The sequence below is a fragment of the Streptomyces sp. NBC_00094 genome, from assembly GCF_026343125.1.
In the GTDB taxonomy this organism is placed as follows: Bacteria; Actinomycetota; Actinomycetes; order Streptomycetales; family Streptomycetaceae; genus Streptomyces.
Window position 1 is genome coordinate 6,979,681 of sequence record NZ_JAPEMB010000001.1, and the last position, 24,722, is coordinate 7,004,402.

Here is a 24,722-nt window from a genome sequence, read left to right on the forward strand (position 1 = left end):
GGGGTGGGTCACCGGCCGGCGGTCGTCCGTGGCGGCCGCCGGCCGGGAGTACTCAGGCGCAGGTGACTCCGGCGCTCTTCCACGAGGCGCGGTCGACCATGGTGGTCGGGGCGAAGGCCTCCGCGGGGAAGTCCTTGCCGTTCTTGAGCTTGTCGTACATCGTCTGGACGGCCAGGGCGCCGACGTCCTTGCCGTTGATGAACAGCGCGGCCTTCATGCCGGTCGGCTTGTCCGACTGCCACTCCTTGCAGGCGAGGTACGCGCCGAGGCCGACACCGATGACCTTGTCCGGGCTGATGCCGGCGTTGGCGAGCGCGGTCACGCCGCCCATGACGTTCTCGTCGTTGCAGCCCCAGATCACCCAGTTCTTGACGCCGGAGTTGGCGGTGACGGTCGCGGCGATCTTGTCCTGGGCGCCGGTGGGCGTGTTGTCGGTGGGGACGTCGATGGTCTTCACGCCGGGAACGGCCGCCTCGAACGCCTTCTTGGCACCGGCGACCCGGTCGCCGCAGACGGTGACGTCCTGCTTCCATGCCGAGATGACCCGGGTGTCGGCGGCCGTCCAGCCGGCCTTCGCGTACTCGGCGGCGGCACGCTTGCCGACCTCCTCGCCCATCTGGGCCCCACTGAAGCCGATCCGCGGCACGAGGTCGTCCTTGCCGCAGGCGGCCGGGTCCGGGCCGGTGGTGCAGATCTGGTCGTCGGAGGTCAGCAGCGCGACCTTGCCGTCCTTCGCGGTCTGGACGACCTGCGGGCCGACGGCCGGGTCGGGCACGACGATGATGACGCCGTTCGTCTTCTGCGCGATCGCCGACTGCACCTCGCTGACCGTCTTGTTGGCGTCGTTGCCGAGGTTGACGACCTTGAGGTCGATGCCGAGCTCCTTGGCCTTCTCCTTCGCTCCCGCGGCCTCGCCGATGAAGTACTCCTGGTCGCCCTGCTTCTGCAGGTACGTGATCGAGATCGCGCCGTCGACCTTGCCGATCGTGCCGGCCTGGTCGTCGGTGGCGGCCTCCTTGCCCGAGGAGCACGCGGTGCTCAGGCCGAGGGTCAGCAGCAGGCCGGTGGCGGCGGCGACGGTGCGACGGGAGGGGGAACGGAACATCGGGGGCTCCTTGGTGCCGGGAGCGACCGCCGCTTCGGAGGCGTGCGGAGGTCGGTTGGAGAAGAGGAGGGAGAGGCCGCGCGGGCTGGGCGCGCGCCTCGGCAGGGAACCCTGGATTCCTCGAAATCGAACAGGTTCCAACGTTTAGCTACATAACACAACGCGATGACGAAGGCGTCAAGAGATGTGACAGGTCGAGACGAGTCTGTGATGTTTGGATGTCTTGATCGTGAAATGGCAGCAGAAAGCCCCCAGTTCATCCGGCGTGCCATCGGTTCCGATGGCACGCGCGGGCGCACTGGGGGCGTAACAGAATCAAACAGCTGGAGGGGGTGGAGGTAGGGCTACTTGTTGACGGTGAAGCCCTGGTCCTTGCCGTAGGTGATGCTGGCGTCCTGCCAGGCCTTGAGGCCGTCGGTGAGGGTGGTGGGGGAGACGTAGGCCTTGCCGACGGTGTCGTTGAAGATGGAGTTGGCGTAGACCTGGTAGGGGAGGTAGGACCAGTTGGCGCCGACGTTGCGGGCGGATTCGGCGAAGATGCGGTTGGCCTGCTGGCCGCCGAAGTAGGGGAACGTGGTGTCGAGGAAGGCCTTGGATTCGAGGTCGGCGCGGGTGGCGGGGAAGGCGCCTTCGGTGACGCGGGTGCTGGCTCCGGTGCCGGTGGTGGCGAACTCGGTGAAGGCGTAGGCGAGTTCCTTGTTCTTGGCGGCCTTGGGGACGGCGAGGGAGCTGCCGCCGTTCTCGGCGCTGGTCTTGTCGCCCTTGGTCCACTGGGGCAGGGGGGCGACGCGCCAGTCGCCGGAGGCGGCGGCGACGCCGGAGGTGAGGTTGGCGGGCATCCAGGCGCCGATGGAGAGGGTGGCGAGGGAGCCGTCGGCGAGGCCCTTGTACCAGGCGTCGCTCCATGAGGAGACGGGTGCGAGGAGCTTTTCGTCGAGGAGCTTCTGCCAGGTGGCGGTGTACTGCTTGGTGCCCTTGTCGGTGAAGTCGATGGTGACGTCGGTGCCGTCGGTCTTGTAGGGGCGGCCGCCGGCCTGCCAGATGAGGCTGGTGGTGGCGCCGGCGTCGCCGGTGTCGTTGGTGATGAAGATCTTCGGGTCGGCCTTGTGGAGGGCGCGGGCCGCGTCCACGTACTCGTCCCAGGTGGTGGGCACGGCGATGCCGTGCTTGTCGAAGACCTTCTTGTTGTAGAAGAAGGCCATGGGGCCGGAGTCCATGGGCAGGGCGTGGATGGCCTCGCCGCCCTGGGTGACGGCGTTCCAGGGGCCGGGGGTGAAGGTCGTGCCGTACTTCTGGGCGCCGTAGGCGGAGAGGTTCTCTATCGACTTGCCGATGGCGAACTGGCCGAGGGCGTAGTACTCGATCTGCGCGACGTCGGGTGCGCCGGAGCCGGCCGTCATGGCGTTCTGCAGGGCGGTGTACTGCTTGTCGCCGGTGCCGGCGTTGATCAGTTCGATGTCGACCTTGGGGTACTTCTTCTCGAAGTCCTCGGCCACCTTCTTGAGGGTGGGCTCCCAGGCCCACACGGTCACCTTGCCGCCCTTGTCGAGCGCCGCCTGGACGTCCTTCGGAGAGCTCTCGCCCGTGCCGGCGTTCGAATCGTCGGATCCACAGGCCGTGGCGGTCAGCGCGAGCGTGGCGAGTACGGCGAGCGCGCCGAGCAGTCTGCGGGTGGAGGAGTGAGTGCGCATGGGCTGTGCTCCTGGTCGGTGATGCGGTGAGGAGGAAGGAGAAGGAGGAGAAAGGGGGAGTGGCGGGGTCATTCCTTGACGCTGCCCGCGGCCAGGCCCGATTGCCAGTAGCGCTGGAGCAGCAGGAAGACGGCCACGATCGGCACGATCGTCAGCAGGGAGCCGGTGATGATGAGGTCGAACACGGCCTCGCCGCCCGCCGTCTGGGCCTGCGCGTTCCAGGCGTTCAGGCCGAGCGTCAGCGGGTACCAGTCGGGATCCTTGATCATGATCAGCGGCAGGAAGTAGTTGTTCCAGGTCGCGACCATCGAGAACAGGAGCACGGTGACGGTCCCCGGCATCAGCAGCGGCAGCGCGATCGTGAAGAAGGTGCGCAGCTCGCCGGAGCCGTCGATGCGCGCGGCCTCCAAGAGCTCGGTGGGTACGGCCTCGGCGGCGAAGACCCACATGAGGTAGAGCCCGAAGGGCGAGATCAGGGACGGGATGATCACCGCCCACGGGGTGTTCGTCAACCCCATGTTGCTGAACATCAGGAAGGTCGGGACGGCGAGGGCGGTGCCGGGCACGGCCACGGCCCCGATGACCACCGCGAAGACCGCGCGGCGGCCGGGGAACTCGTACTTGGCGAGTGCGTAGCCGCCGAGGACGGCGAGGACCGTGGCGCCGCCCGCGCCGGCGACGACGTACAGCAGGGTGTTGAGCAGCCAGCGGACGAAGACGCCGTCGTCGTACGTGAGCGTGCGGGTGATGTTGTCCCAGAAGTGCGTCTCGTCGGCGAACCAGAGCCCGAAGGAGTCGAACAGTCCGTTCTGGTCCTTGGTGGCGTTGATGACCAGCCAGGCGAGCGGGAGCAGGGTGTAGAGGAGGACCAGGCCGGTCACGAGGGTGAGCGGCAGGCTGGGGCGGGGGTGGAGCGGCGTGTGGGGGAGTCGCCCACGGCGCTTCGCCGTGCCGGTCCTGGACCGTTGTGCGGTGGCCGGAGCGGCGGCGGCGCGCCGGTCGGGGGAGGGGGTGGCGGAGTCGGATGCCGCGGTGGTGAGGGAGGTGGTCATCGGCTCAGCCCTTCCGCATGCCGCGCAGCTGGACCGTGTAGGCGATGATCGCGGTGATCACGCCCATCACGATGGCCACGGTCGCGGCGTAGTTGTGCTGCTGTCCGGCGAAGGACAGTGAGTACGTGTACAGGTTGGGGGTGAAGTCGTTGGTGATCGCGTTGGGTGCGAGCTTCTGCAGGATGCTGGGCTCGTTGAAGAGCTGGAAGCTGCCGATGATCGAGAAGATCGTGGCGATGACGAGGGCGCTGCGGATCGCCGGGAGCTTGATCGAGGTGATGATCCGCCATTCCCCGGCTCCGTCGATGGCCGCGGCCTCGTAGAGCGAGCGGGGTACGACCTTGAGGGCCGAGTAGAAGATCAGCATGTTGTAGCCGACGAACTCCCAGGTCACGATGTTGCCGATCGAGGCCAGCACGAGCGCGGGAGAGAGCGGGTCGGGCAGCGCCAGGCCGAACGCGTCGTTGATGTTGCCGACCAGACCGAACTGGGTGCCGTAGATGAAGCCCCACATGAGGCTCGCGACGACGGCCGGGACGGCGTAGGGCAGGAAGACGCCGACGCGGAAGAACGTCTTCCCGTAGAGCCTGCCGCTGTCGACCGCCAGGGCGACCAGCAGCGCGATGCCCAGCATGACCGGCACCTGGATCGCCAGGAACAGGCCGACCCGGGCGAGACCGTCCCAGAACCGCGGGTCGGTCAGGGCCTGCAGGTAGTTGTCCGCGCCCACGAACGACCTGCCGCCGATCAACCGGTCCCGGAAGAGGCTCAGGTAGGCGGCGTACCCGATCGGTGCGAGGAAGACGAGTGCGAAGACCGCGACGAACGGCCCGGCGAATCCCCATCCGGTGAGGGCGTGCCGACTCAGGGGGCGCCGGCGTCGTGGCCGGGGTGGTGGAACTGCCTGAGCGGACGTCGACAGGAGCGTCATGGTGGTTCCTTGCGTCGTTGACCGACCGGTCGGGAGCGGAAGTGTCGGAGGCAACGGCCTCAGGGCCGACAGGCCGGAAGAAGACTGATCCGATGAACCATGTTTACGTAATCATCGATGGCCTGATGGTGGCACCACCCCGAGACGGGCGTCAAGCACGGCGCGGTAGCGAACAGAGGCGATTCAGATGACGATCGGGGACACGATGGCCGGTCGGAGTGTTTCGGGACGCCGTCGTGGACAACGCGGGAAGGCCCGCCCACGGGTATGTGGGCGGGCCGCGGCGGTGCTCGCGTCCTTCGGTCGGGTCAGGGTGCGGTCGTGGGTCGGGTCAGGGTGCGGTCGTGCTCGCGTCCGTCAGGCGGGCGGGGGCGCGGTGCTGCCCCGGACCACGAGGGTGGGTTCCACGGCGAGCCGGTGCGGGCCGTTGGCGCGGTGCTCGATCTGCTCCAGGAGCAGGGTCACGCAGTGCCGGCCCACCACGTCGAAGTCCTGGTGGACCGTGGTGAGCGGCGGTTCGAAGTACGGGGCCTCGGGGACGTCGTCGAAGCCCGCCACGCTGACCTCGTCCGGCACCTTCCGCCCCGCCTCGCGCATGGCGCGCAGCACGCCCAGCGCCATCTGGTCGTTCGCCGCGAACACCGCCGTGACGCCCGGCGCCTCGGCGAGCGTACGGCCGGCCAGATAGCCGGACTCGGCGCTCCAGTCTCCGTACAGGGTCGGCGGTACGGGGGCTCCGGCCGCGACCAGGGTGCGCTCCCAGGCCTCGGAGCGCCGCCGGGCCGCGAAGGAGTCGCGCGGGCCGCTGACGTGGTGCACCGTGCGGTGGCCCAGCTCGAGGAGGTGGCTGACCACGCTCTGGGTGCCGCGGGCCTGGTCGAAGTCGACGTTGGGGTAGCGGTGCCCGGTGTCGCCGTCGGCCACGACCACCGGCATCGTGGGCGGCAGGCGCAGTGACGGCGTGTCGAGCATCTGCGACTCGATGAGCACGATGCCGTCGACCGACTGCAGCATGAGGTGCCGGAAGGCCTGCTGTACGGCGGCTTCGGTCTGTGCGCGTATGCCCATGAAGTTGACCGAGAAGCCGGCCTCGCGCGCCGCGTCGGCGATGGCCGCCAGCGTCCGGGCGTTGCCGTGGGCCCCGACGTCGAAGCTGACCACACCCAGTGCCCCGAACTTGCCGGTGACCAGCGCCCGGGCCGCCGCGTTGGGGCGGTATCCGAGGGCCTGCATGGCCTCCAGCACCTTGGCGCGGGTCGTCTCGTCCACGTTGTCGTGGTTGTTGGCCACGCGGGAGACGGTCTGGGAGGAGACCCCCGCCTTCGCCGCGACCTCGGCCATGGAGGGCCATTTCCGGGGTGTGCGCGAGCGAGGTGCTCTCGTCGCCTTCTCCGCCACTGTCGACCGCCTTTTCCCGAGGCCTGGCGCGTGCGCGCGTTGATGCGCCCCCGCTCTGCAATGTTGACGCAAACACGTCGGCGGGTCAAAAACCCGGCCCGTCTCCGCCCAACTCCTTGACAGCGTCCCGCGGGCCTCACACACTTCCGGCTACATCGTGTTTACGAAAACATTACGTAGATCCGATGATCAGGACGGTCCGGATCGACCGGCCACCCCCTCCCAGAGTCCGACCGCTCGTCCCCAACGGTCGGCCATCTCTCCCGGGCGCCCCCCTGCTCCGGACCCCCAGTGGTCCGAGCCCGCGCTGCCGGCGCGGAGCGCCCGGTCCGACGAACACCACGAGGTATCGCGACATGCGACTCAAGATCTCCGGAACGGCGGCACTCCTCTCCGCCCTTTCCGCCCTCCTCCTCTCCCTCCTCGCCGCCGTGGGCACCGCCTATGCCGCCCCGGTGACCATCGCCAACGGGACGCAGTTCACCGCTCCCGACGGCAGCCCCGTGCACGCCCACGGTGGTGGCGTGGTCAAGGTCGGCGAGTACTACTACTGGTTCGGCGAGAACCGGAACGCCGACAACACCTTCCGGTACGTCTCCGCCTACCGCTCCACCGACCTGAAGACCTGGGAGTTCCGCAACCACGTCCTGACCGAGGCGTCGGACCCGGAGCTGGACTGGGCCAACATCGAGCGCCCGAAGGTTGTGTACAACAACGCCACCGGGCAGTTCGTGATGTGGATGCACAAGGAGAACGGCTCGGACTACGGGGAGGCGCGCGCCGCCGTCGCCGTCTCGTCCACGGTGGACGGCGACTACACCTGGCGCGGCAGCTTCCGGCCCCTCGGCCACATGTCCCGGGACATCACGACCTTCGTCGACACCGACGGCACCGGCTACATGATCTCGGCCGCCAACGAGAACGCGGACCTGCACGTGTACCGGCTGACCGCCGACTACACCGGGATCGAGTCCCAGGTCCAGAAGCTGTGGTCGGGCCAGTGGCGTGAGGCGCCCGCCATGTTCAAGCGCAACGGCGTCTACTTCCTCCTCACCTCCGGTGCCACCGGCTGGTCCCCGAACCAGCAGAAGTACGCCACCGCGAGCAGCATCACCGGTTCCTGGACCGACCTGAAGGACGTGGGCGACTCCACGACCTACCGCAGCCAGACCGCCTACGTCCTGCCGGTCCAGGGCACCAAGGGCACCAGCTTCCTCTACATGGGCGACCGCTGGGGCAACTCCATGGGCGGCATGGTCAACGACTCCCAGTACGTCTGGCTGCCGCTGACCTTCCCCACGAACACCTCCATGACGATGGAGTACTCCCCGCAGCTCACCATCGACACCGCCGCCGGGACCGTGACCGGGATGAGCGGCCCCTGGGAGACGCTGAGCGCCCGCCACAGCGGCAAGTGCGCCGACGTGGCGAACTTCGACTCGGCCGACGGCGCCGCGCTGATCCAGTGGGGCTGCGGCGGAGGCGTCAACCAGCACTTCTGGATCAAGAAGCTGGGCACCGGGTACGTCCAGATCATGGCCCGGAACAGCGGAAAGTGCCTCGACATCGCCGGTTCCTCGACCGCGGACGGGGCCTCGGCGGTGCAGAACACCTGCAACGGCTCCACCTCCCAGCAGTGGAAGGTCCGGACGACCGACGTGGCCGGCTACGTCGAACTCGTCGCCCGGCACAGCGGTAAGTGCCTCGACGTCGTGAACTGGTCGACCGGCGACGGCACCGCCCTCGACCAGTGGACCTGCAACTCGGGCGACAACCAGAAGTGGCGGCGCGCGGCGGCCTGACCGCCCGCAAACGGCCGGGCCGGCGGTGCTGCCACCGCCGGCCCGTGCACCGTCCGCCGCGAGACCGGCGCGGAGCGGCCACGTCCCGGGCTGCTCCGCGCCTCCCGAGCCTGACCCCTCGCAGGTCAGAGGCTCCCGAGCCCGACCCCTCGCAGGCCAGGGCCTTCCAAGCCCGACCTCTCGCAGGTCAGATGCTCCAGAGCCCGACCCCTCGCAGGCCAGGGCCTTCCGAGCCCGACCTCTCGCAGGTCAGATGCTCCAGAGCCCGACCCCTCGCAGGTCAGGGCCTCCCGCGCCTCCCCCTTCCAGGCGCTCCCATGCCGGCGGCTCCCGCCCGGCCGCGTACCCTCCCAGTCCTCAAGGAGCAGTCCGTGTTCCCCACCCGCAACCGACCGGCGTCGCCCCGGGCCCGGTCACGCGCCTCCCGTCCCGCCCGCCCGTCCGGCCGGCTCGCCGCGCTCGGCGCCGTCACGGTCCTCGCGACCACGGCCCTCACGGCCGTCGGGCCCGCCTCGTCCCCGGCGGTCGCCGTGGAGTCGCCGTCCGCCGCGCTGACCGTCCGCCTCGACCCGAGCTACCAGCACCCGTCCTTCCAGGGCTGGGGCACCGCCCTGGCCTGGTTCGCCCACGTCACCGGCGGATGGCCGGACGCCCAGCGCAACCGCCTGGCGGACGACCTGTACGGCGCGAACGGCCTCGGTTTCACCATCGCCCGCTACAACATCGGCGGCGGCGACAGCCCCGAGACCACCCCCTACATGCGGGCCGGCGCCGCCGTCCCCGGCTACTGGAACCGGCCCGGTGCCGAGGCCCCCGACTGGTGGGACCCGACCCGGCCGGACCACTGGAACGCCACCGCCGACGCGAACCAGCAGTGGTGGGTCTCGGCGGCCAAGGCGCGCGGCGCGACCACCTTCGAGGCGTTCTCCAACTCCGCGCCCTACTTCATGACCAACAGCGGCCTGGTCTCCGGCGCGTACAACGCCTGGGAGGACAACCTCCGCTCCGACCAGTACGACCGCTTCGCCGCCTACCTCACCGGCTCGCTGCAGCGGGCCCAGTCCGCCACCGGCGTCACCTTCGACTCCGTCTCACCGATCAACGAGCCCGACACCGACTACTGGCGCGCCGGCGGCCGCCAGGAGGGCTCGCACTGGGACAAGGCCTCCCAGGCCCGCATGATCAGCACCCTGCGCGCCGCGCTCGACGCCAAGGGCGTGACGACCCCGATCGCCTCCATGGACGAGACCAACCCGGAGAAGTTCCGGTACGACTGGGAGTCGTACGCCCCCACCGTCCGTGACGCGGTGGGACGGCTCAACACGCACACGTACGGGACGAACGGCCGCACCGGGGTGCGGGACATCGCCAAGGGCGAGGCCACCCCCCTGTGGATGTCCGAGGTGGACCTCGGCGGCAGCGTCGCGCAGAGCTTCACCTCGATGAGTCCCGCACTCGACCTCGCCCAGCGCATCAACGACGACGTGCGCGAGCTGGAGCCGCGCGCCTGGGTCCTGTGGCAGGCCGTCGAGGACTACGAGAACATGACGCCGTCCCGCGAGAACTCCAACTGGGGTCTGATCCAGACGGACTTCACCCCCGAGGACGCGGCGACCGAGCCCCTGCGCAAGAACAAGAAGTACTGGGCGATGGCGAACTACAGCCGCTTCGTCCGGCCCGGCGCACGGGTCATGAACACCGACGACCCGCAGACCCTGGCGGCGGTCCGGCCGGAGGGCGGTGTGGTCGTCGTCCACACCAACCCCAGCGGTGAGGCACGCGAGGTCACCCTGAACCTGGACGGCTTCCAGACGGCCGCCGACGGCCCCGTCGAGCGCTGGACCACCGACGCCGACAAGAACCTCCAGCGCGAGGGCGACGCGGCGGTGACCGGCCGGACGTTCAAGGCCACCGTCGGCCCCGGCTCCGTGACCACGTTCGTCCTGCCCACGGTCACCGGCGTGAACACCACGGCGACCACGGCCCCCACCGGCACACCGCGCCGACTGCTCAACGACAACAGCGGCAAGGCCCTCGCCGTCGCCACCGTGGGCGGCAAGAGCACCGTCGTGCAGCAGACCCCCGCACCGGCCGACACCGGACAGCAGTGGACCTTCACCAAGCTCTCCGCCGGCGACTGGGGCAACACCGCCGCCTACCGCCTCACCCACGTCAAGTCCGGCAAGGCGCTCTCCGTATCCGGCGGCGCCCTCGTCCTCGCCTCGACCGGATCGTCCACCGCCCAGCAGTGGATCCGCTCGACCACGGGCGACGGCCACAGCACCCTGATCAACAGCGCCACCGGGAAACTCCTCGACGTCATGGGCGCCTCGACCGCCGACGGCGCGCCCGTCGGCGTCTACCAGCCCACGACCGGCGCCAACCAGTCCTGGACCTTCGCCGGCACGGCACCCGACGTCTGGAAGACGCTCTCCCTCCGGCACAGCTCCCAGTGCCTCGACGTCGTCAACGCCTCGACCGCCGACGGCGCGGCCGTCGTCCAGTACGGCTGCGGCACCGGCACGAACCAGCTGTGGTCGCTGCGCCCCACCGGCGGCGGCTACGTGACCGTCGTCGCCCGCCACAGCGGCAAGTGCCTCGACGTGAGCGGCGAGTCCACGGCCGACGGCGCCGAGGTCTTCCAGTACGCCTGCAACGGCGGCCGCAACCAGGAGTGGGCGGCGCGCAGCACGGGCGACGGGTACCTCACGCTGACCGCCCGGCACAGCGCCAAGTGCCTGGGCGTGAGCGGCGGCTCCACCGCCGCCGGGGCGCCCGTCGCGCAGCGGACCTGTGACGGCGGCACGAGCCAGCAGCTCCGCCTGGGCTGACGTGGCACGAGCGGCTCGCCCGGGCTGACGCGGAAAGAGCAGTACGCCCGGGCCGACGCGGAAAGAGCCGGGCTCCGACCCTCCGGTCGGAGCCCGGCTCCTCGCGCGTCACCGCCGGACAGGCCCTACTCGTCGGTGGGCCCGAGGTCGGCGCTCTCGCGGAGCTCGACGGTCCGGGCGCGGTGGCAGGCGTGCAGCTCCAGGACGACGATCTCGTTGGCACCGGTGCGCAGGACGGGCGCCGGGACGTAGAGGGAACGCTGGGGACCGCGCGACCAGAACCGGCCCAGCGCGAACCCGTTGATCCACACGCTGCCCTTCGTCCAGCCGTCGAGGTGGAGGAACGTGTCCGCCGGCTCGTCGACCTCGAAGGACCCGCGGTGGAACGTCGGCCCGGACAGGGCCGCCGCGTCCGCCGAGAACGGCAGCGCCGTCAGGTCGGTCAGCGGCAGCGGCCGGCTCGTCCACGCGGTGGGCTCCTCGCCGTCCACGAGGACCCGGCCCAGCAGGCCCTTGCGGTCGTGGATGCCCGGCCCGTAGTTGACGCGCCCCTGGTTCTCCACCAGCACACCGAGGACGCTGCCCGCGCGGGGCGCGGTGACGGTCAGGGCGTGCTCGTGGCTCTCCCGCTCCAGTACGCCGGCCGGGACTCCGTCGACGAAGGCCTGGGCGCGGTCCCGGACCTGCTCCACCTCCAGCAGGGCCGGTCCCTCGGACGCCAGGGTGGTCTCGTACAGGACGAACCCGAAGTCCTGCCCGAGCTGCTCCATGGTGAGCGGCCGCGGTGCGTCGACGGCCGTGCCGAGCACGTCGGCGCAGGTCAGAAGGCCCGCGCTCTCGGTGAGCGGCACGGTCGTCGGGGCGAGCCTGGGGCCGCGCGCGGGGACGGGTCCGGCCGGGACGGGCGCGTACTTGGCGATCACGTCGCGGAAGGCGGTGTACTTCTCCGTCGGGTCGCCGGCCTCGTCGAGCGGGGCGTCGTAGTCGTACGACGTGACGGTGGGGCGGTAGGTGTGCTTGTCGTTGGCGCCGTTGGTGAAGCCGAAGTTCGTGCCGCCGTGGAACATGTAGAAGTTGACCGAGGCCCCGGCGGCCAGCAGCTCGTCCAGCTCCTGTGCCGCGTGGCCGGCGTCCCGGACCATGTGGCGGCTGCCCCAGCGGTCGAACCAGCCGATCCAGAACTCGGTGCACATCAGCGGCCCCTTCGGCTGCTGGGTGCGCAGCTCGGCGAGGCTCTGCGCGGAGCGGCTGCCGAAGTTGGCCGTGGCCAGCACGCCGGGCAGGCGTCCGCGCGCCAGGTCGACGGGCTGGTCGGAGGTGAACAGCGGTACGTCCACCCCGTAGCGGCGCAGCGAGTCCGCGAGGTGCTCCAGGTAGGCGGTGTCGTCGCCGTACGCCCCGTACTCGTTCTCCACCTGGACGGCGATGACCGGGCCGCCCCGCGTGGCCAGGTAGGGCAGCAACGGGGTGAGGAGCTGGTCGAAGTAGGTGTCGACGGCGGCGAGGAAGCGCGGGTCGCGGGTCCGCAGGCGCATGTCCTCCTCGGCCAGGAGCCAGGACGGCAGGCCGCCGCCCTCCCACTCGGCGCAGATGTACGGGCCGGGGCGGAGCAGCACGTGCAGTCCCTCGGCGGCGGCGAGGTCGAGGAACGCGGCTATGTCCAGTCCGCCGTCGGTCCTGAACTCGTCGGGCCGCGGTTGGTGGAGGTTCCAGGGCACGTAGGTCTCGACGGTGTTGAGGCCCATGAGCCGGGCCTTGCGCAGCCGGTCCCGCCACTGGTCGGGGTGCACGCGGAAGTAGTGCAGCCCGCCGGACAGGAGCCGGAACGGTTCGCCGTCGAGGGTGAAGCCGCCGTCGTCGATCTGGAGAAGGGGCATGTGCGGGTGCTCCTGTGATGGAGATGGTGGGGCGCGCGCTGTCGCGGCCGGGGAAGGGCCTGTCATGGGTATGTTTACGTAAACACAACGAGGATGGCAAGCTTCCGGCCGTTGGGGGGCCGGTGGTTACTTGGTTCCAACAAGGAACAACATAACTGCACAGATATTGACGCCCTTTTGAGGGGCGTGCTGGACTGGCTCACGTACCCAGTCATCTCACACTCGGGAATGTTTACGTTCCCAAGCGTGATGTGCCTCTCGCGGTCGGGACGCCGCGCGGGGCGCGCACCGCCCGGTCCGCTCGGATCCGACTGGCTGCTCCCCCTCAGCCGCAGGAGTTCCGTCATGCAGCCCTTCCCCCGTCGGCGCGCGCCCGCTCTGGGCCTCTTGACCGCGACCGTCGTCGCGGCACTGATCGGGCCCCTGCCCGTGGGAACCGTCCAGGCCGCCACGGAGACCGCCGCCACCGAGACCGCCGCCACCGAGACCGTGGTCGACGTGACGGCGTTCGGCGCCGACCCGACGGGCCGTGACGACAGCGCCGCCGGCGTGGCGGAGGCCGTACGGCACGCCAAGACGATCGACGGGCCGGTACGGATCCTCTTCCCCCGGGGCACCTACCAGCTCTATCCGGAACAGGCCGAGGTCCGCGAGCTGTACGTCTCCAACACCGTCGGCGCCGACCAGGCCCACAAGGACAAGCGGATCGGCATCCTCCTGGAGGACATGGACGACGTCACCGTCGACGGCGACGGATCACACCTCCAGTTCCACGGGCTGATGACCACCTTCGCGGCGATCCGCTCCCACGGCGTCACCGTCAGGAACCTCAGCTTCGACTACACCGCCCCCAAGGTCGTCGACGCCACGGTCAGCGACTCGGGGGTGGCCGACGGCCGGGCCTACCGCGTGCTCACCCTCCCGCCGGGCAGCGACTTCGCCGTGAACGACCGGCGCGTGACCTGGCTGGGCGAGACGAGCCCGGCCACCGGCCAGCCGTACTGGTCGGGCGTCGACGGCATGCAGTACACCCAGGTCCACGACCCGGCCGCGCAACGCACCTGGCGCGGCGCCAACCCGCTGTTCGACGACGTCGCCGCCATGACCGACCTCGGCGGCCACCGACTGCGCATCGACTACACCACGGGCACCGCCCCCAAGGACCGCGGGCTCGTCTACCAGATGCGGCAGACCACCCGGGACACCCCCTCCGCCTTCATCTGGGAGTCGCGGGACGTCACCGTCCAGGGACTCAAGGCCCGCTACCTGCACGGCTTCGGCCTCGTCGGGCAGCTCAGCGAGAACATCACCCTCGACGGCAACGAGTTCCGCACCGACCCCGCCTCCGGACGCACCACCGCCGGCTTCGCCGACTTCGTCCAGATGTCCGGCGTCAAGGGCACCGTGAACATCACGGGCAACGTCTTCGACGGCGCGCACGACGACGCGATCAACATCCACGGCACGTACCTGGAGGTCACCGGACGCCCCGCGCCCGACACCCTCACCCTGGAGTACCGGCACCACGAGACGGCGGGCTTCCCCCAGTTCCACCCCGGCGACACCGTGGAGATCGTGGACAAGCGCACCATGGTGGCCGTCCCCGGTGTGACCGCGCAGGTCGCCTCGGTCGACGGACCCTCGGGCCAGGACCACGACAAGCCGCTCACGAGCATGACGGTCACCTTCGACCGGCCGCTCCCGGACTCGGTCCGCCCCTGGGACTTCGTGGTGGAGAACACCACGTACACGCCGACGGTCCGGATCAGCGGGAACACCTTCCGCGACATCCCCACCCGCGGAGTCCTCGTCACCACCCGCAAGCCGGTCGTCATCGAGAACAACCTCTTCGACGGCATGGGGATGGCCAGCGTCTTCCTCTCCTCCGACGCCTACCAGTGGTACGAGTCGGGACCGGTCACCGACGTCCTCATCCGCCTCAACACCTTCCGGCGGCCGGCGAGCCCCGTCATCCTCGTCGAGCCGACCAACCAGGTCGTCGACCCGGCCCGCCCCGTGCACCACGGCATCCGGGTCGAGGACAACGGCTTCGAGACCGGCGACGTACGCCTGCTCGACGCCAAGAGCGTCAGCGGCGTCACCTTCACGTCGAACCGGGTCGCCCGACTCGACCGCCACACCGCCTTCGCCGCCCAGGCGAAGAACCTCTGCCCGGCGAAGGGCACCACCACCTCCGTGCGCACCGTCACCACCGCCTCGCCGTACACCACCTCGCTGTTCGCCTACCGCGGCTCCTCCGGGGCCGTCATCAGCGGCAACGCCCTCGACAACGGCCTCAACCTCCGCGCCGACCTCGACGCCACCGACCCGGCCCAGGTCACCAGCGACGAGGTCGTCGAGAACGGCGACCGCGTCCTGCCCCTGCTGCCGACGACGAGCTACACGAGCAGCAACGGGACCGTCGCCAGGGTCGACGCGAACGGCAAGGTCACGGCCAGGTCCGTCGGGACGGCCGTCATCACGCCGGTCACCCACAGCCAGCTCGGGGACACCACCGGCGTACCCGTCACCCTGACCGTCGGCGGAAACCCCACCTCGCCCGCCTGCGCCAAGCCCCTCCACCTGAACACCGACGCGTGGACCGTGATCCGCGACCTCCCCGACCACCGCGCCATCCTGCCCGGAGACACCCTCCAGCTCACCCCCAGCGGCCGCGGATTCCTGTGGGCCGGCGCCAACAGCGCCCACAACCTCGTCCTCACCGCCATCGGGAACGGCTCGGGCACCGCGACGGTCAGGATGAGCGGCCGCACCCAGCGCGGCTACATGGAGGCCGGACTCATCCTCCACCGCGGCGACGACGACTACATCGCCCTCCAGCGCAAGCACAACGCGGGCAGTCCCACCCTCACCCTCTCCTCGGAGCGGGGCGGCTGGGCCGAGGAACCGCATCGCGCCCCCGATCCCGGACAGCAGGACCTGTGGCTGCGCCTGCAGCGCACCGGCGACAGCGTCACCGCCTCGTACTCCCTCGACGGCACCGCCTTCACCCGCCTCGGGGACCCGATCGACGCCTCCTGGCTCCAGGGCGCCCGCTTCGGCGTGCTCGCCGAGGTGGAGAGCGCCTCCGGCACCGACGTCCCGTTCCGCTTCACCGGCTTCACCGTCAACGGCTCGCCGGTCTCCTTCACCTCCGAGTGGTGACCCGACAGCGCTCCCGCCTCGCCCCCACCTCACCCCCCGTCGAAGGATGTGACATGAGCAGGCGTCTCCTCGGTCCGCGAGCGGCCCTGGCCGCCCTCTCGGCCGTACTGCTGCTGTGCGCGGCGTCCACGACGGCCCCGGCCCTCGCCGGGACCGGCGCTCCCCGGGAAGCCCCGACCGCCGCACCGGCCGGCATGTCCGGTCAGGCCCTGGCCGCCGTCGCCACACCGGACCCCCACACCCTGTGGTACGACCGGCCCGCCTCCGACTGGGAGTCGGAGGCCCTGCCCCTCGGCAACGGCGCCATGGGAGCCATGGTGTTCGGCGGCGTGCAGTCGGAGCACCTGCAGTTCAACGAGAAGACCCTGTGGACCGGCGGACCGGGCACGGCGGGGTACGACTCCGGCAACTGGACGGCACCGCGCCCGACCGCCCTCCAGGAGGTCACCGACGCCATCGACGCCCAGGGGTCGGCCGACCCGTCCTGGGTCGCGAGCAAGCTGGGACAGCCCCGCACCGGCTTCGGAGCCCACCAGACCTTCGGCGACCTCCACCTGGACATGACCGGGCAGGCGTCGGCGTACTCCGGCTACCGGCGGTCCCTCGACCTGCGCGACGCCACGGCACGGGTCTCGTACACCACCGGCGACGCCGTCGTCGAGCGTGAGTTCTTCGCCAGCTACCCCGACAAGGTCGTCGTCGGCCGGCTGGCCGCCGACCGGCCCGGGAGGATCTCCTTCACCCTGCGCTACACCTCTCCCCGCAACGACTTCACCGCCACCGCCTCCAAGGGCCGCCTCACCGTCCGCGGCTCGCTCGCCGACAACGGCCTCGCCTTCGAGTCGCAGATCCAGGTCAAGGCCGTCGGCGGGACCGTGACCAGCGGCGGCGGCAAGGTGACCGTGAACGGCGCCGACAGCGCCACCCTCGTCATGAGCGCGGGCACCGCCTACGCGCAGAGCTACCCGACCTACCGCGGAGCCGACCCGCGCACGGCCGTGAAGGGCGCGGTGGACGCGGCGTCCGCCAAGACCCACAGCACCCTCAGGGCGGCCCATGTCGCCGACCACCGCGCCCTGTTCGACCGGGTGAACCTGAACGTGGGCCAGGTGATGCCGGACAAGCCGACGGACAGGCTCCGCGCCGACTACACCGGTGGCGCGTCACCCGAGGACCGGGCGCTGGAGGCGCTGTTCTACCAGTACGGGCGCTACCTGCTGATCGCCTCCTCGCGGCCCGGCTCGCTGCCCGCCAACCTCCAGGGCGTGTGGAACGACTCCATCTCGCCGGCCTGGAGCGCCGACTACCACACCAACATCAACCTCCAGATGAACTACTGGCTCGCGGCGCAGACCAACCTCGCCGAGACGGCGGCGCCGTTCACCGCCTTCGTCGAGGACCTGAGGAAGGCCGGCACCGCCACCGCCACCCGGATGTTCGGCTCCAGGGGCTGGGTGGTCCACAACGAGACCAACCCCTTCGGCTACACCGGAGTCCACGACTGGGCCACCGCCTTCTGGTTCCCCGAGGCCAACGGCTGGCTCGCGTCCCAGGTCTACGACCTGTACGAGTTCGACAAGGACCCCGCCTTCCTGCGCGACCGCGCCTACCCCCTGCTCAAGGGCGCGGCCGAGTTCTGGCTGGACAACCTCCGCACCGACCCCCGGGACGGCCGGCTCGTCGTCACCCCCAGCTACTCGCCCGAGCACGGCGAGTTCACCGCCGGTGCGGCGATGTCCCAGCAGATCGTCCACGGCCTGTTCACCGACACCCTCGCCGCCGCCGGCGAACTGGGCACCGACGCCACCCTCCAGGGTCAGCTGCGGAGCGCGCTCGACCGGCTCGACCCGGGCCTGAGGGTCGGTTCCTGGGGCCAGCTCCAGGAGTGGAAGGCCGACCTGGACGACTCCGGCGACACCCACCGGCACGTCTCGCACCTGTACGCCCTGCACCCCGGGAACCAGATCGCCCCGGCGACCGATCCCGCCCTCGCCCGGGCGGCCGAGGTCTCCCTCACCGCGCGCGGCGACGGAGGCACCGGCTGGAGCAAGGCCTGGAAGATCAACTTCTGGGCCCGGCTGCTGGACGGCGACCACGCCCAGAAGATGCTCGCGGAGCAGCTCAAGGGGAGCACCCTCGCCAACCTCTTCGACACTCACCCGCCCTTCCAGATCGACGGCAACTTCGGCGCCACCGCCGGCATGACCGAGATGCTGCTGCAGAGCCAGAACGGCGAGATCCGGCTCCTGCCCGCCCTGCCGTGGCACTGGCGCACGGGATCGTTCGCCGGACTGAAGGCCCGCGGGGACGTCACGGTCGGCGGGACCTGGTCCGCCACCGGCACCGACGCGTTCACCCTCGTGCCGAACAGGTCCGGACAGCTCGCCGTCCGCAGCCCCCTGTTCACCGGTACGCACACGGTGCGGGACACCACGACCGGCCAGAGCGTCACCCCCGCGCTCGACGGTGACCGGGCCACCTTCACCGGCACCGCCGGCCACCTCTACACGATCACCGGAAACGTTCCGGTCCCGGTCCCGGCCGGCCCCCAGAGCGCGAACCCGCTGCACCACCCCGCCTCCGGCCGGTGCGCCGACCTGGCGAACGGGGCGACGGCGCCCGGCACCCCCGTACAGCTGTGGGACTGCAACGCGAGCGAGGGCCAGGACTGGGCCTACGACCCGGTCGCCCGCACGCTGGTCGGCAAGGGCGGTCTCTGCCTGGACGCGGCGGGCGGCGGCTCCGCCGACGGCACCCGGCTGATCGGCTGGACGTGCAGCGGTGACGACAACCAGCGATGGACCCTCACCCCCGAAGGCACTCTCACCGGCGTCGGCGGCACCTGTGTCACCGCCGCCGACGGAGGCACCGCCGGGGGCACCGCCCTGCAGCTGGGCACCTGCGTCCCGGGCTCCCCGTCCCAGACCTGGGCCGTCGCCCTGGTCAACCCCGCCTCGGCCCGCTGCCTCACCGCCGCCGCCGGCAGCGGAGCCCCGGTGACCCTGGAGGACTGCGATCGCGGCGCCCGACAGCGCTGGACGCCGAGCGGTACCTCCGCACCTGTCACCGCCGGCAACGGCATGTGCCTGGACACCGCCGGCGGCGGTTCGGCCCACGGCACTCAGGTCGTCGTCGCGCCCTGCGGCGGAGGCGCCGGCCAGGACTGGACCCTCACCGCCGGCGGCGCCCTCACCGGCGTCGGAGGCAGCTGCCTCGACGTCACCGACGGCGCCACCGCGGCCGGCAGCAGGCTGCGGCTGTGGCCGTGCGACGGCGGCTCCGCCCAGAGGTGGGTCCTGTGACCCCGTACGACAACGGAGCGCGGGACGCGCGCCGCCACACCACACGCGACAGCCGGAACAGCACGGGAGCCGACATGGACATCCGGACGGACAACGGGGACAACAGCGACAACGGGCACAGCGGCGCGGGCCGTCCCGGCCCGAACCGGCGCGCCGTGCTGAGGCTGCTGGGAGCCGGGGCGGTGGCGCTCGCCGCCGGTCCCGTACTCGGCGGCCTGATCTGGCCGTCGCGGGCGTACGCGGCGACCGGCGTCGCCGGAACCCCGCTGACCCTCACGAACGTGCGCAGCGGCTGCCGACTCGACGTCTACGGCGGTGCTCAGGGTGACGGCGCGGAGATCATCCAGTGGACGGCCACCGGCGGCCCGAACCAGGAGTGGACCCCCGTCGAGCAGGGCGACGGCTGGGTGACGATCACCTCGATGAACTCGGGCAAGGTGCTCGACGTGGCCGACGGCCGCACCGACGACGGCGCGCGGGTCATCCAGTGGTACGCGAACGGCGCCGCCAACCAGCAGTGGCAGCTCGTCGACGCCGGACAGGGCAGGGTGAGGATCGTCGGCAGGGCGAGCGGCAAACTGCTCTCGGTCGTCGACTCGTCCGCCTCCGCCGGAGCCGCGATCGAGATCCGGTCCGACACCGGGGACCCGAGCCAGCTGTGGACGGCCTCGGTCGCGCCGTACCGGCTGGACGCCATGGCCACCGAGGCCCGGCCCGACACCCCGCTGGCCAACGCCGGTGCCGTCGCGGGCGGGGTCGCCTACGGCGTCACCCGCAACGGCTGGTCCCGTGACGGGGCCCCCTGGTACCCGGTGAGCGGCGAGTTCCACTACGTCCGCCATCCCGCCCAGCACTGGGAGCGCGAGCTGGGCAGGATGCGCGCCGGCGGCGTGGGCATCGTGGCCACCTACGTGTTCTGGAACCACCACGAGCAGACCGAGGGCACCTGGGACTGGACGGGACGCAAGGACCTGCGGGCCTTCATGGCCGCCGCGCAGCGGCAGGGAATGCTGGTCTGGCTGCGGGTGGGCCCGTACATCAACGCCGAGGCGACGGACGGCGGCATCCCCTCCCACGCCCTCTCCGGCTCACGCTCCGACGACGCCGGCTACCTGGCCAAGGTCGACACGTACTTCGCTCGGATCGCTGCCCAACTCGGCGGCATGTGGGCCAAGGACGGCGGACCGATCGTCGGCATCCAGCTGGAGAACGAGTTCGCCTCCGGCGACCCGGCCCACATCACCACCTTGCGGCAGATGTGCACCGACCACGGGATGGTGGTGCCGTACTACACGGTCACCGCCAACTCCCGGTTCGACAAGGACACCGCGATCCCCCTCCAGGGCGCCTACACCTACCGGGGCTGGGAGTACGGGGCCGGCACCTCCGCCACGTCCGGGTTCATCTACGGCACCGACGAGTGGACCGCCAACACCGACATCGGCGGGGCGTTGTACGACACGCTCGACTATCCGCGCGGCTTCTGCGAGTTGGGCACGGGCAGCCCGATGCGCGGCAACGACCGCTTCCTCGTCGAACGCCGGTACGTGGCGGCGCACGCCTACGACAGCGTGGGGCGCGGGGCGAACTACCTGGGCTACTACATGTTCCACGGCGGCACCCAGGAGCCGGGTCTGAGCGCGGGCTGGCCCCTCACCTACGACTTCCAGGCACCGCTGGGCGAGTTCGGCCGGACGAGGGACTCCTACCGGCACTACCGGCGCCTGCACACCTTCGTCACGACCTGCGCCGACGAACTGGTCAGGACGCGGATCGCCCGCGACCCCGGACAGATCATGGATCCGACGCAGACCCGCCGCCTGCGGTACATCGGCCGCTTCGACACCGCAGGACGCGGCTACGTCTTCGTCAACAACACCCAGCGCAACGCCGTCCTGCCCACCCGGTCCGACGTCCAGATCCGCGTCGACACGGCCGGCGGCACCGTCACGCTGCCCGCCACGCCCCTGACGATGCCGGCGGACCGCTGCAACGTGTTCCCCGTCATGACCGACCTGAACGGCGTCGACCTGCGTTGGGCCACCGTCGAACCGCTCGCGAAGCTCGCCGGCGACTCGGTCCCCACCTGGGTCTACTGGGCCCCGGACTGGACGGACCGCGCGCTCGCCTTCGACAGCGCCACCGTCGTCACGGGCGAACTGGGGACCCTCACCCAGACGGTGACCGGGAACGAGCGCGTCGTGACGCTCCCGGCCGGGCAGCGCACCTCGCTGCTGGTGCGCGCGGCCGGCGCCACGGCCCCCGCCGCCAGGATCATCGTGCTGACCGAGGCCGAGTCACTGAGCGCCGTGGTCGCTCCGCTCGACGGCCGCGACCGGCTGGTGCTCACCGGCACGGCCACGCTGACCGGCGTCCAGCCGACCGTACGGTTCAGCGCCCCGGCGGGCAGCAAGATCACCGCCGACGTCTTCCCTGCCGCCGGCCTGGCACCGGCCACCGGCTGGAAGGCGGCCCAGGCCACCGCCCCCTTCACGCGCTACACCTACCAGCTCGCCACCGGCCCGGCCGCCCCGCGCGTCACGTCCCTCGGAGCGGGCCGATGGCGCATCAGCAGCAGTGCGTCGACGCTCGCCGGCCTCGCCGAGGCGCGTCTGGTCCTCGACTACCGAGGCGGCGACGCGACGCTGATCGGCGCGGGGACACCGCTCACGAACGACCTGTACCACGGGGAGACCTGGTCGATCGACCTCAGGTACCTCGACGACGCCGCGCGCGCCGATCTCGTCCTGGAGGTCTCCGCGTGGGACGACGCGATCCGAGGCGTCGCCCGGCCCTCCGGCACCGTCCCCGGGCTGCCGTCCTGGACCTGGGAGCCCCAGCGCGAAGCCGCCTGGCGTTGATCCGTAGCCCGTAGCCCGTAGCCCGTAGCCCGTAGCCCGTAGCCCGTAGCCCGTAGCCCGTAGCCCGTAGCCCCGTCGTTCCGTAGCCCCGTCGACACGCCCACCCGTTCCCCGGAGGAAAACCATGCACCGTCCGTACAGATCCGCGGCCGCGAGGACGATCGCGGGCATCGCCGCGCTCGCCACCGCGGCCGTCGGCCTGGCGGCCGTTCCGGCCACCGCCGTCACCGGGACGACGTACCACGTCTCGACCAAGGGCCGGGACTCCAACGCGGGTTCGTCGACCAGCCCGTTCCGGACGATCCAGAAATGCGCCGACGTCGCCGTCGGCGGGGACACCTGCCTCATCGGCGGCGGTACGTACCGGGAGACGGTCACCCCGCGTGCCTCGGGCAGCGCCGGGGCGCCCGTCACCTTCGCGTCGGCGCCCGGGGCGACGGTCACCGTCGACGGGACCGACGTCGTGTCGGGGTGGACACGCGACACCGGCAGCATCTACAAGGCGCGCGTCACCCTGTCCGGCACCGCCGCCGCGCCGTACGGTTCCACGCCGTACCCGTCCAACACCGACCTGTGGGCCAACCAGGTCTTCACCTCCGGCGCCCTGGTGCCCGAGGCGGCCTACCCGCCGGCCGCCGCCGACCCGTGGGAACAGTCCTTCGTCACCAGCGGGTGGTCCTCCACCCGCTCCGGCTCGGGCGCCACCTGCGCCACCCCTCCGTGCACGTCGGTCCTCACCGGCACCCTGACCTACGGAGGCTTCCCGGCCCTGGGAGACATGACCGGCGCCACCGTCTACCTGGCCGGCTCCTGGGTGGCCAACTCGGCGACGGTCACCGGCGGCGACCTGAACGGCACCGGCAAGGTCCTCGACCTCGCCTTCCCGGGCAGCGACGGCCACGTCACGCCGGGCGGAAACTCGACGAAGTTCCGGCTGGTCGGCAAGAAGTCCCTGCTCACCGGCCCGAACGCCTGGTACTACGACCCCGGTACGCGCGACCTGTACCTGTGGGCGCCCGGAGGGGGAGTCCCCACCGGCATCACCGCCAAGAAACGGAACTACGGCTTCGACCTCGACGGCCGCCACCACGTCACCGTGCGCGGGATCAACCTGTTCGCCACCTCGGTCACCACCGACGACGACAGCGCCCACAACGTCCTGGACGGCATCACCGCCACGTACACCTCGACCTGGCAGACCGCCCAGTACGACACGAACCTCCCCTACGCCGGGGTGTACGACGCCAACCACCACTCCGACAGCGGCATCCTGCTCCACGGAACCGACAACGCGCTGCGCAACAGCACCCTGCGCTTCTCCATGGGCAACGGCGTCTCGGTCAAGGGATCCGGCCACGACATCAGCAACAACCTCATCACCGACGTGGCGTACGGCGGCACCTACACCGCGGCCGTGGCACTGGAGGTGGGCGCGAGCGACGTGACGATCATGCGCAACACCCTGCGCTCCACCGGCCGTGACGTCATCAACATGAACACCAACGCCTATCCGAACGCCGGATACACGAACCTGCGCATCGCCTACAACGACATGTACGACTACGCCAAGATCAACTACGACCTGGGCGCCGTCTACACCTGCTGCAACACCGCCTACACCGGCACCCGCATGGACCACAACTGGATGCACGACCCGGCCCAGATCGGCAACGGCTTCCACTTCGACAACGGCAGCTACGACGTGAACGTCGACCACAACGTGATCTGGAACCTGCTCGGCGGCAACGGCATCAACTTCGGCGGGTTCGTCCAGTCGGGCCGGCCGTTGCCCTACCTGAAGGGAACCCTCACCAATAACACCCTCGTCACCGGGCCCGGCCAGCCGATCTTCACCTACTACGCCGACGCGTCCCACGTCTCCAACACCGTGCTGCGCAACAACATCCTCGACGGCGGACACCCGGACGGCCAGACGTTCGACTACATACCGGGAGGCGTCCCGGACCAGAGCAACGACCTGGTCACCACCCGCAGCAAGGACGGTGCAGGACCGGACCCGCGCTACGTGTCCGCCGCGCGGGCCGACCACAGCCTGCAGCCGACCTCGCCGGCGGTCGACGCGGGCATCCCGGTCGCCGGTCTGACGGACGGGTACGCCGGCGCCGCGCCCGACCAGGGCGCGTACGAGAGCGGTCAGACGCCCTGGATCCCCGGCTGCGACTTCGCCGGCTGCACCTCTGTCCCCCCGAACTACGACACGCTGATCTCCGGAAGCAGCGGCAAGTGCCTCGACGTCACCGCCGCCTCGCTCGCCGACGGCGCGGCGGTCATCCAGTACGCGTGCGGCAGCCAGCACAACCAGCAGTTCACCGTCTCGGCCCTGGGCGACGGCCACGTCAGGCTGGTCAACCGCTACAGCGGCAAGTGCCTCGACGTCGCGGACGCCTCGCTCGCCGACGGGGCGGCGGTCATCCAGTACGCGTGCGGCAGCCAGCACAACCAGCAGTTCACCGTCTCCGACGTGGGGGACGGTCACGTCAGGCTGGTCAACCGCCACAGCGGCAAGTGCCTCGACGTCCAGGGGAACTCCCCCATGGACGGGGCCCCGATCATCCAGTGGACCTGCGGTTCCGGGAACAACCAGCAGTGGACCGTGCGGGACGCCGTCTGACCGCATGCCCGCCGACGCTCACGGCGAGCCCCGCCGCCTCCGCTCGCGGCGTGGTGTCGGGATCCCCGCGGCGGG

The 24,722-nt window shown here is 70.8% G+C and carries 11 protein-coding genes and 2 pseudogenes; 7 read left to right on the forward strand and 6 right to left on the reverse strand.

Annotated elements, in window-relative coordinates; translation table 11 throughout:
- Positions 1–52: 52 nt before the first annotated feature.
- The 5 genes from OG580_RS31075 to OG580_RS31095 form a co-directional block, all read right to left on the reverse strand.
- Positions 53–1,105: a substrate-binding domain-containing protein gene (locus OG580_RS31075; protein WP_267046965.1), complete on the reverse strand. Its 1,053-nt coding sequence runs from the start codon at positions 1,103–1,105 to the stop codon at positions 53–55.
- Between the two features lie 344 nt (positions 1,106–1,449).
- Positions 1,450–2,796, reverse strand: coding sequence for an ABC transporter substrate-binding protein (locus OG580_RS31080; protein WP_267046966.1), 1,347 nt, complete (start codon positions 2,794–2,796; stop codon positions 1,450–1,452).
- A gap of 68 nt (positions 2,797–2,864) precedes the next feature.
- Positions 2,865–3,848 (reverse strand): carbohydrate ABC transporter permease, encoded by a 984-nt coding sequence (locus OG580_RS31085; RefSeq protein ID WP_267046967.1) that lies wholly within the window; start codon positions 3,846–3,848, stop codon positions 2,865–2,867.
- Between the two features lie 4 nt (positions 3,849–3,852).
- The gene (locus OG580_RS31090; protein ID WP_267046968.1) at positions 3,853–4,779 is read right to left on the reverse strand and encodes a carbohydrate ABC transporter permease; all 927 of its coding nucleotides are present in this window, start codon (positions 4,777–4,779) and stop codon (positions 3,853–3,855) included.
- Positions 4,780–5,136: 357 nt separating this feature from the next.
- Positions 5,137–6,120, reverse strand: a complete 984-nt coding sequence (locus OG580_RS31095) for a LacI family DNA-binding transcriptional regulator (protein WP_267046969.1) — start codon at positions 6,118–6,120, stop codon at positions 5,137–5,139.
- Between the two features lie 413 nt (positions 6,121–6,533).
- Between OG580_RS31095 and OG580_RS31100 the strand changes: the two genes are divergently transcribed.
- Positions 6,534–7,979 (forward strand): RICIN domain-containing protein, encoded by a 1,446-nt coding sequence (locus tag OG580_RS31100; protein WP_267046970.1) that lies wholly within the window; start codon positions 6,534–6,536, stop codon positions 7,977–7,979.
- A gap of 371 nt (positions 7,980–8,350) precedes the next feature.
- Positions 8,351–10,810: an RICIN domain-containing protein gene (locus tag OG580_RS31105; protein ID WP_267046971.1), complete on the forward strand. Its 2,460-nt coding sequence runs from the start codon at positions 8,351–8,353 to the stop codon at positions 10,808–10,810.
- 125 nt (positions 10,811–10,935) lie between these two features.
- On the opposite strand, the gene OG580_RS31110 is transcribed toward OG580_RS31105, so the two are convergent.
- Complete coding sequence (locus OG580_RS31110; RefSeq protein WP_267046972.1) at positions 10,936–12,687, reverse strand: beta-galactosidase family protein; 1,752 nt, start codon at positions 12,685–12,687, stop codon at positions 10,936–10,938.
- 345 nt (positions 12,688–13,032) lie between these two features.
- Here OG580_RS31110 and OG580_RS31115 point away from each other — a divergent pair, with 345 nt between their 5' ends.
- The 5 genes and pseudogenes from OG580_RS31115 (at position 13,033) to OG580_RS31135 (ending at position 24,647) form a co-directional block, all read left to right on the forward strand.
- Entirely contained in the window at positions 13,033–15,852 is a 2,820-nt protein-coding gene (locus tag OG580_RS31115; RefSeq protein ID WP_267046973.1) for a DUF1349 domain-containing protein, read from the forward strand.
- Positions 15,853–16,046: 194 nt separating this feature from the next.
- A pseudogene (locus OG580_RS31120) lies at positions 16,047–18,362 on the forward strand (glycoside hydrolase N-terminal domain-containing protein); the annotation flags it as partial.
- Positions 18,363–18,428: 66 nt separating this feature from the next.
- Positions 18,429–19,154 (forward strand): annotated as a pseudogene (locus tag OG580_RS31125) (RICIN domain-containing protein); the annotation flags it as partial.
- Positions 19,151–22,015 (forward strand): beta-galactosidase, encoded by a 2,865-nt coding sequence (locus OG580_RS31130; RefSeq protein ID WP_267046974.1) that lies wholly within the window; start codon positions 19,151–19,153, stop codon positions 22,013–22,015. The pseudogene OG580_RS31125 and the gene OG580_RS31130, both read left to right, overlap by 4 nt.
- 124 nt (positions 22,016–22,139) lie before the next feature.
- Positions 22,140–24,647: an RICIN domain-containing protein gene (locus OG580_RS31135; protein ID WP_267046975.1), complete on the forward strand. Its 2,508-nt coding sequence runs from the start codon at positions 22,140–22,142 to the stop codon at positions 24,645–24,647.
- The last annotated feature ends 75 nt before the right edge of the window (positions 24,648–24,722 follow it).

Coding starts and splice junctions, on each gene's coding strand:
- OG580_RS31075 (WP_267046965.1), bottom strand. CDS start 1,105: ATGTTCCGTTCCCCCTCCCGTCGCACCGTCGCCGCCGCCACCGGCCTG.
- OG580_RS31080 (WP_267046966.1), bottom strand. CDS start 2,796: ATGCGCACTCACTCCTCCACCCGCAGACTGCTCGGCGCGCTCGCCGTA.
- OG580_RS31085 (WP_267046967.1), bottom strand. CDS start 3,848: ATGACCACCTCCCTCACCACCGCGGCATCCGACTCCGCCACCCCCTCC.
- OG580_RS31090 (WP_267046968.1), bottom strand. CDS start 4,779: ATGACGCTCCTGTCGACGTCCGCTCAGGCAGTTCCACCACCCCGGCCA.
- OG580_RS31095 (WP_267046969.1), bottom strand. CDS start 6,120: ATGGCCGAGGTCGCGGCGAAGGCGGGGGTCTCCTCCCAGACCGTCTCC.
- OG580_RS31100 (WP_267046970.1), top strand. CDS start 6,534: ATGCGACTCAAGATCTCCGGAACGGCGGCACTCCTCTCCGCCCTTTCC.
- OG580_RS31110 (WP_267046972.1), bottom strand. CDS start 12,687: ATGCCCCTTCTCCAGATCGACGACGGCGGCTTCACCCTCGACGGCGAA.
- OG580_RS31115 (WP_267046973.1), top strand. CDS start 13,033: ATGCAGCCCTTCCCCCGTCGGCGCGCGCCCGCTCTGGGCCTCTTGACC.
- OG580_RS31135 (WP_267046975.1), top strand. CDS start 22,140: ATGCACCGTCCGTACAGATCCGCGGCCGCGAGGACGATCGCGGGCATC.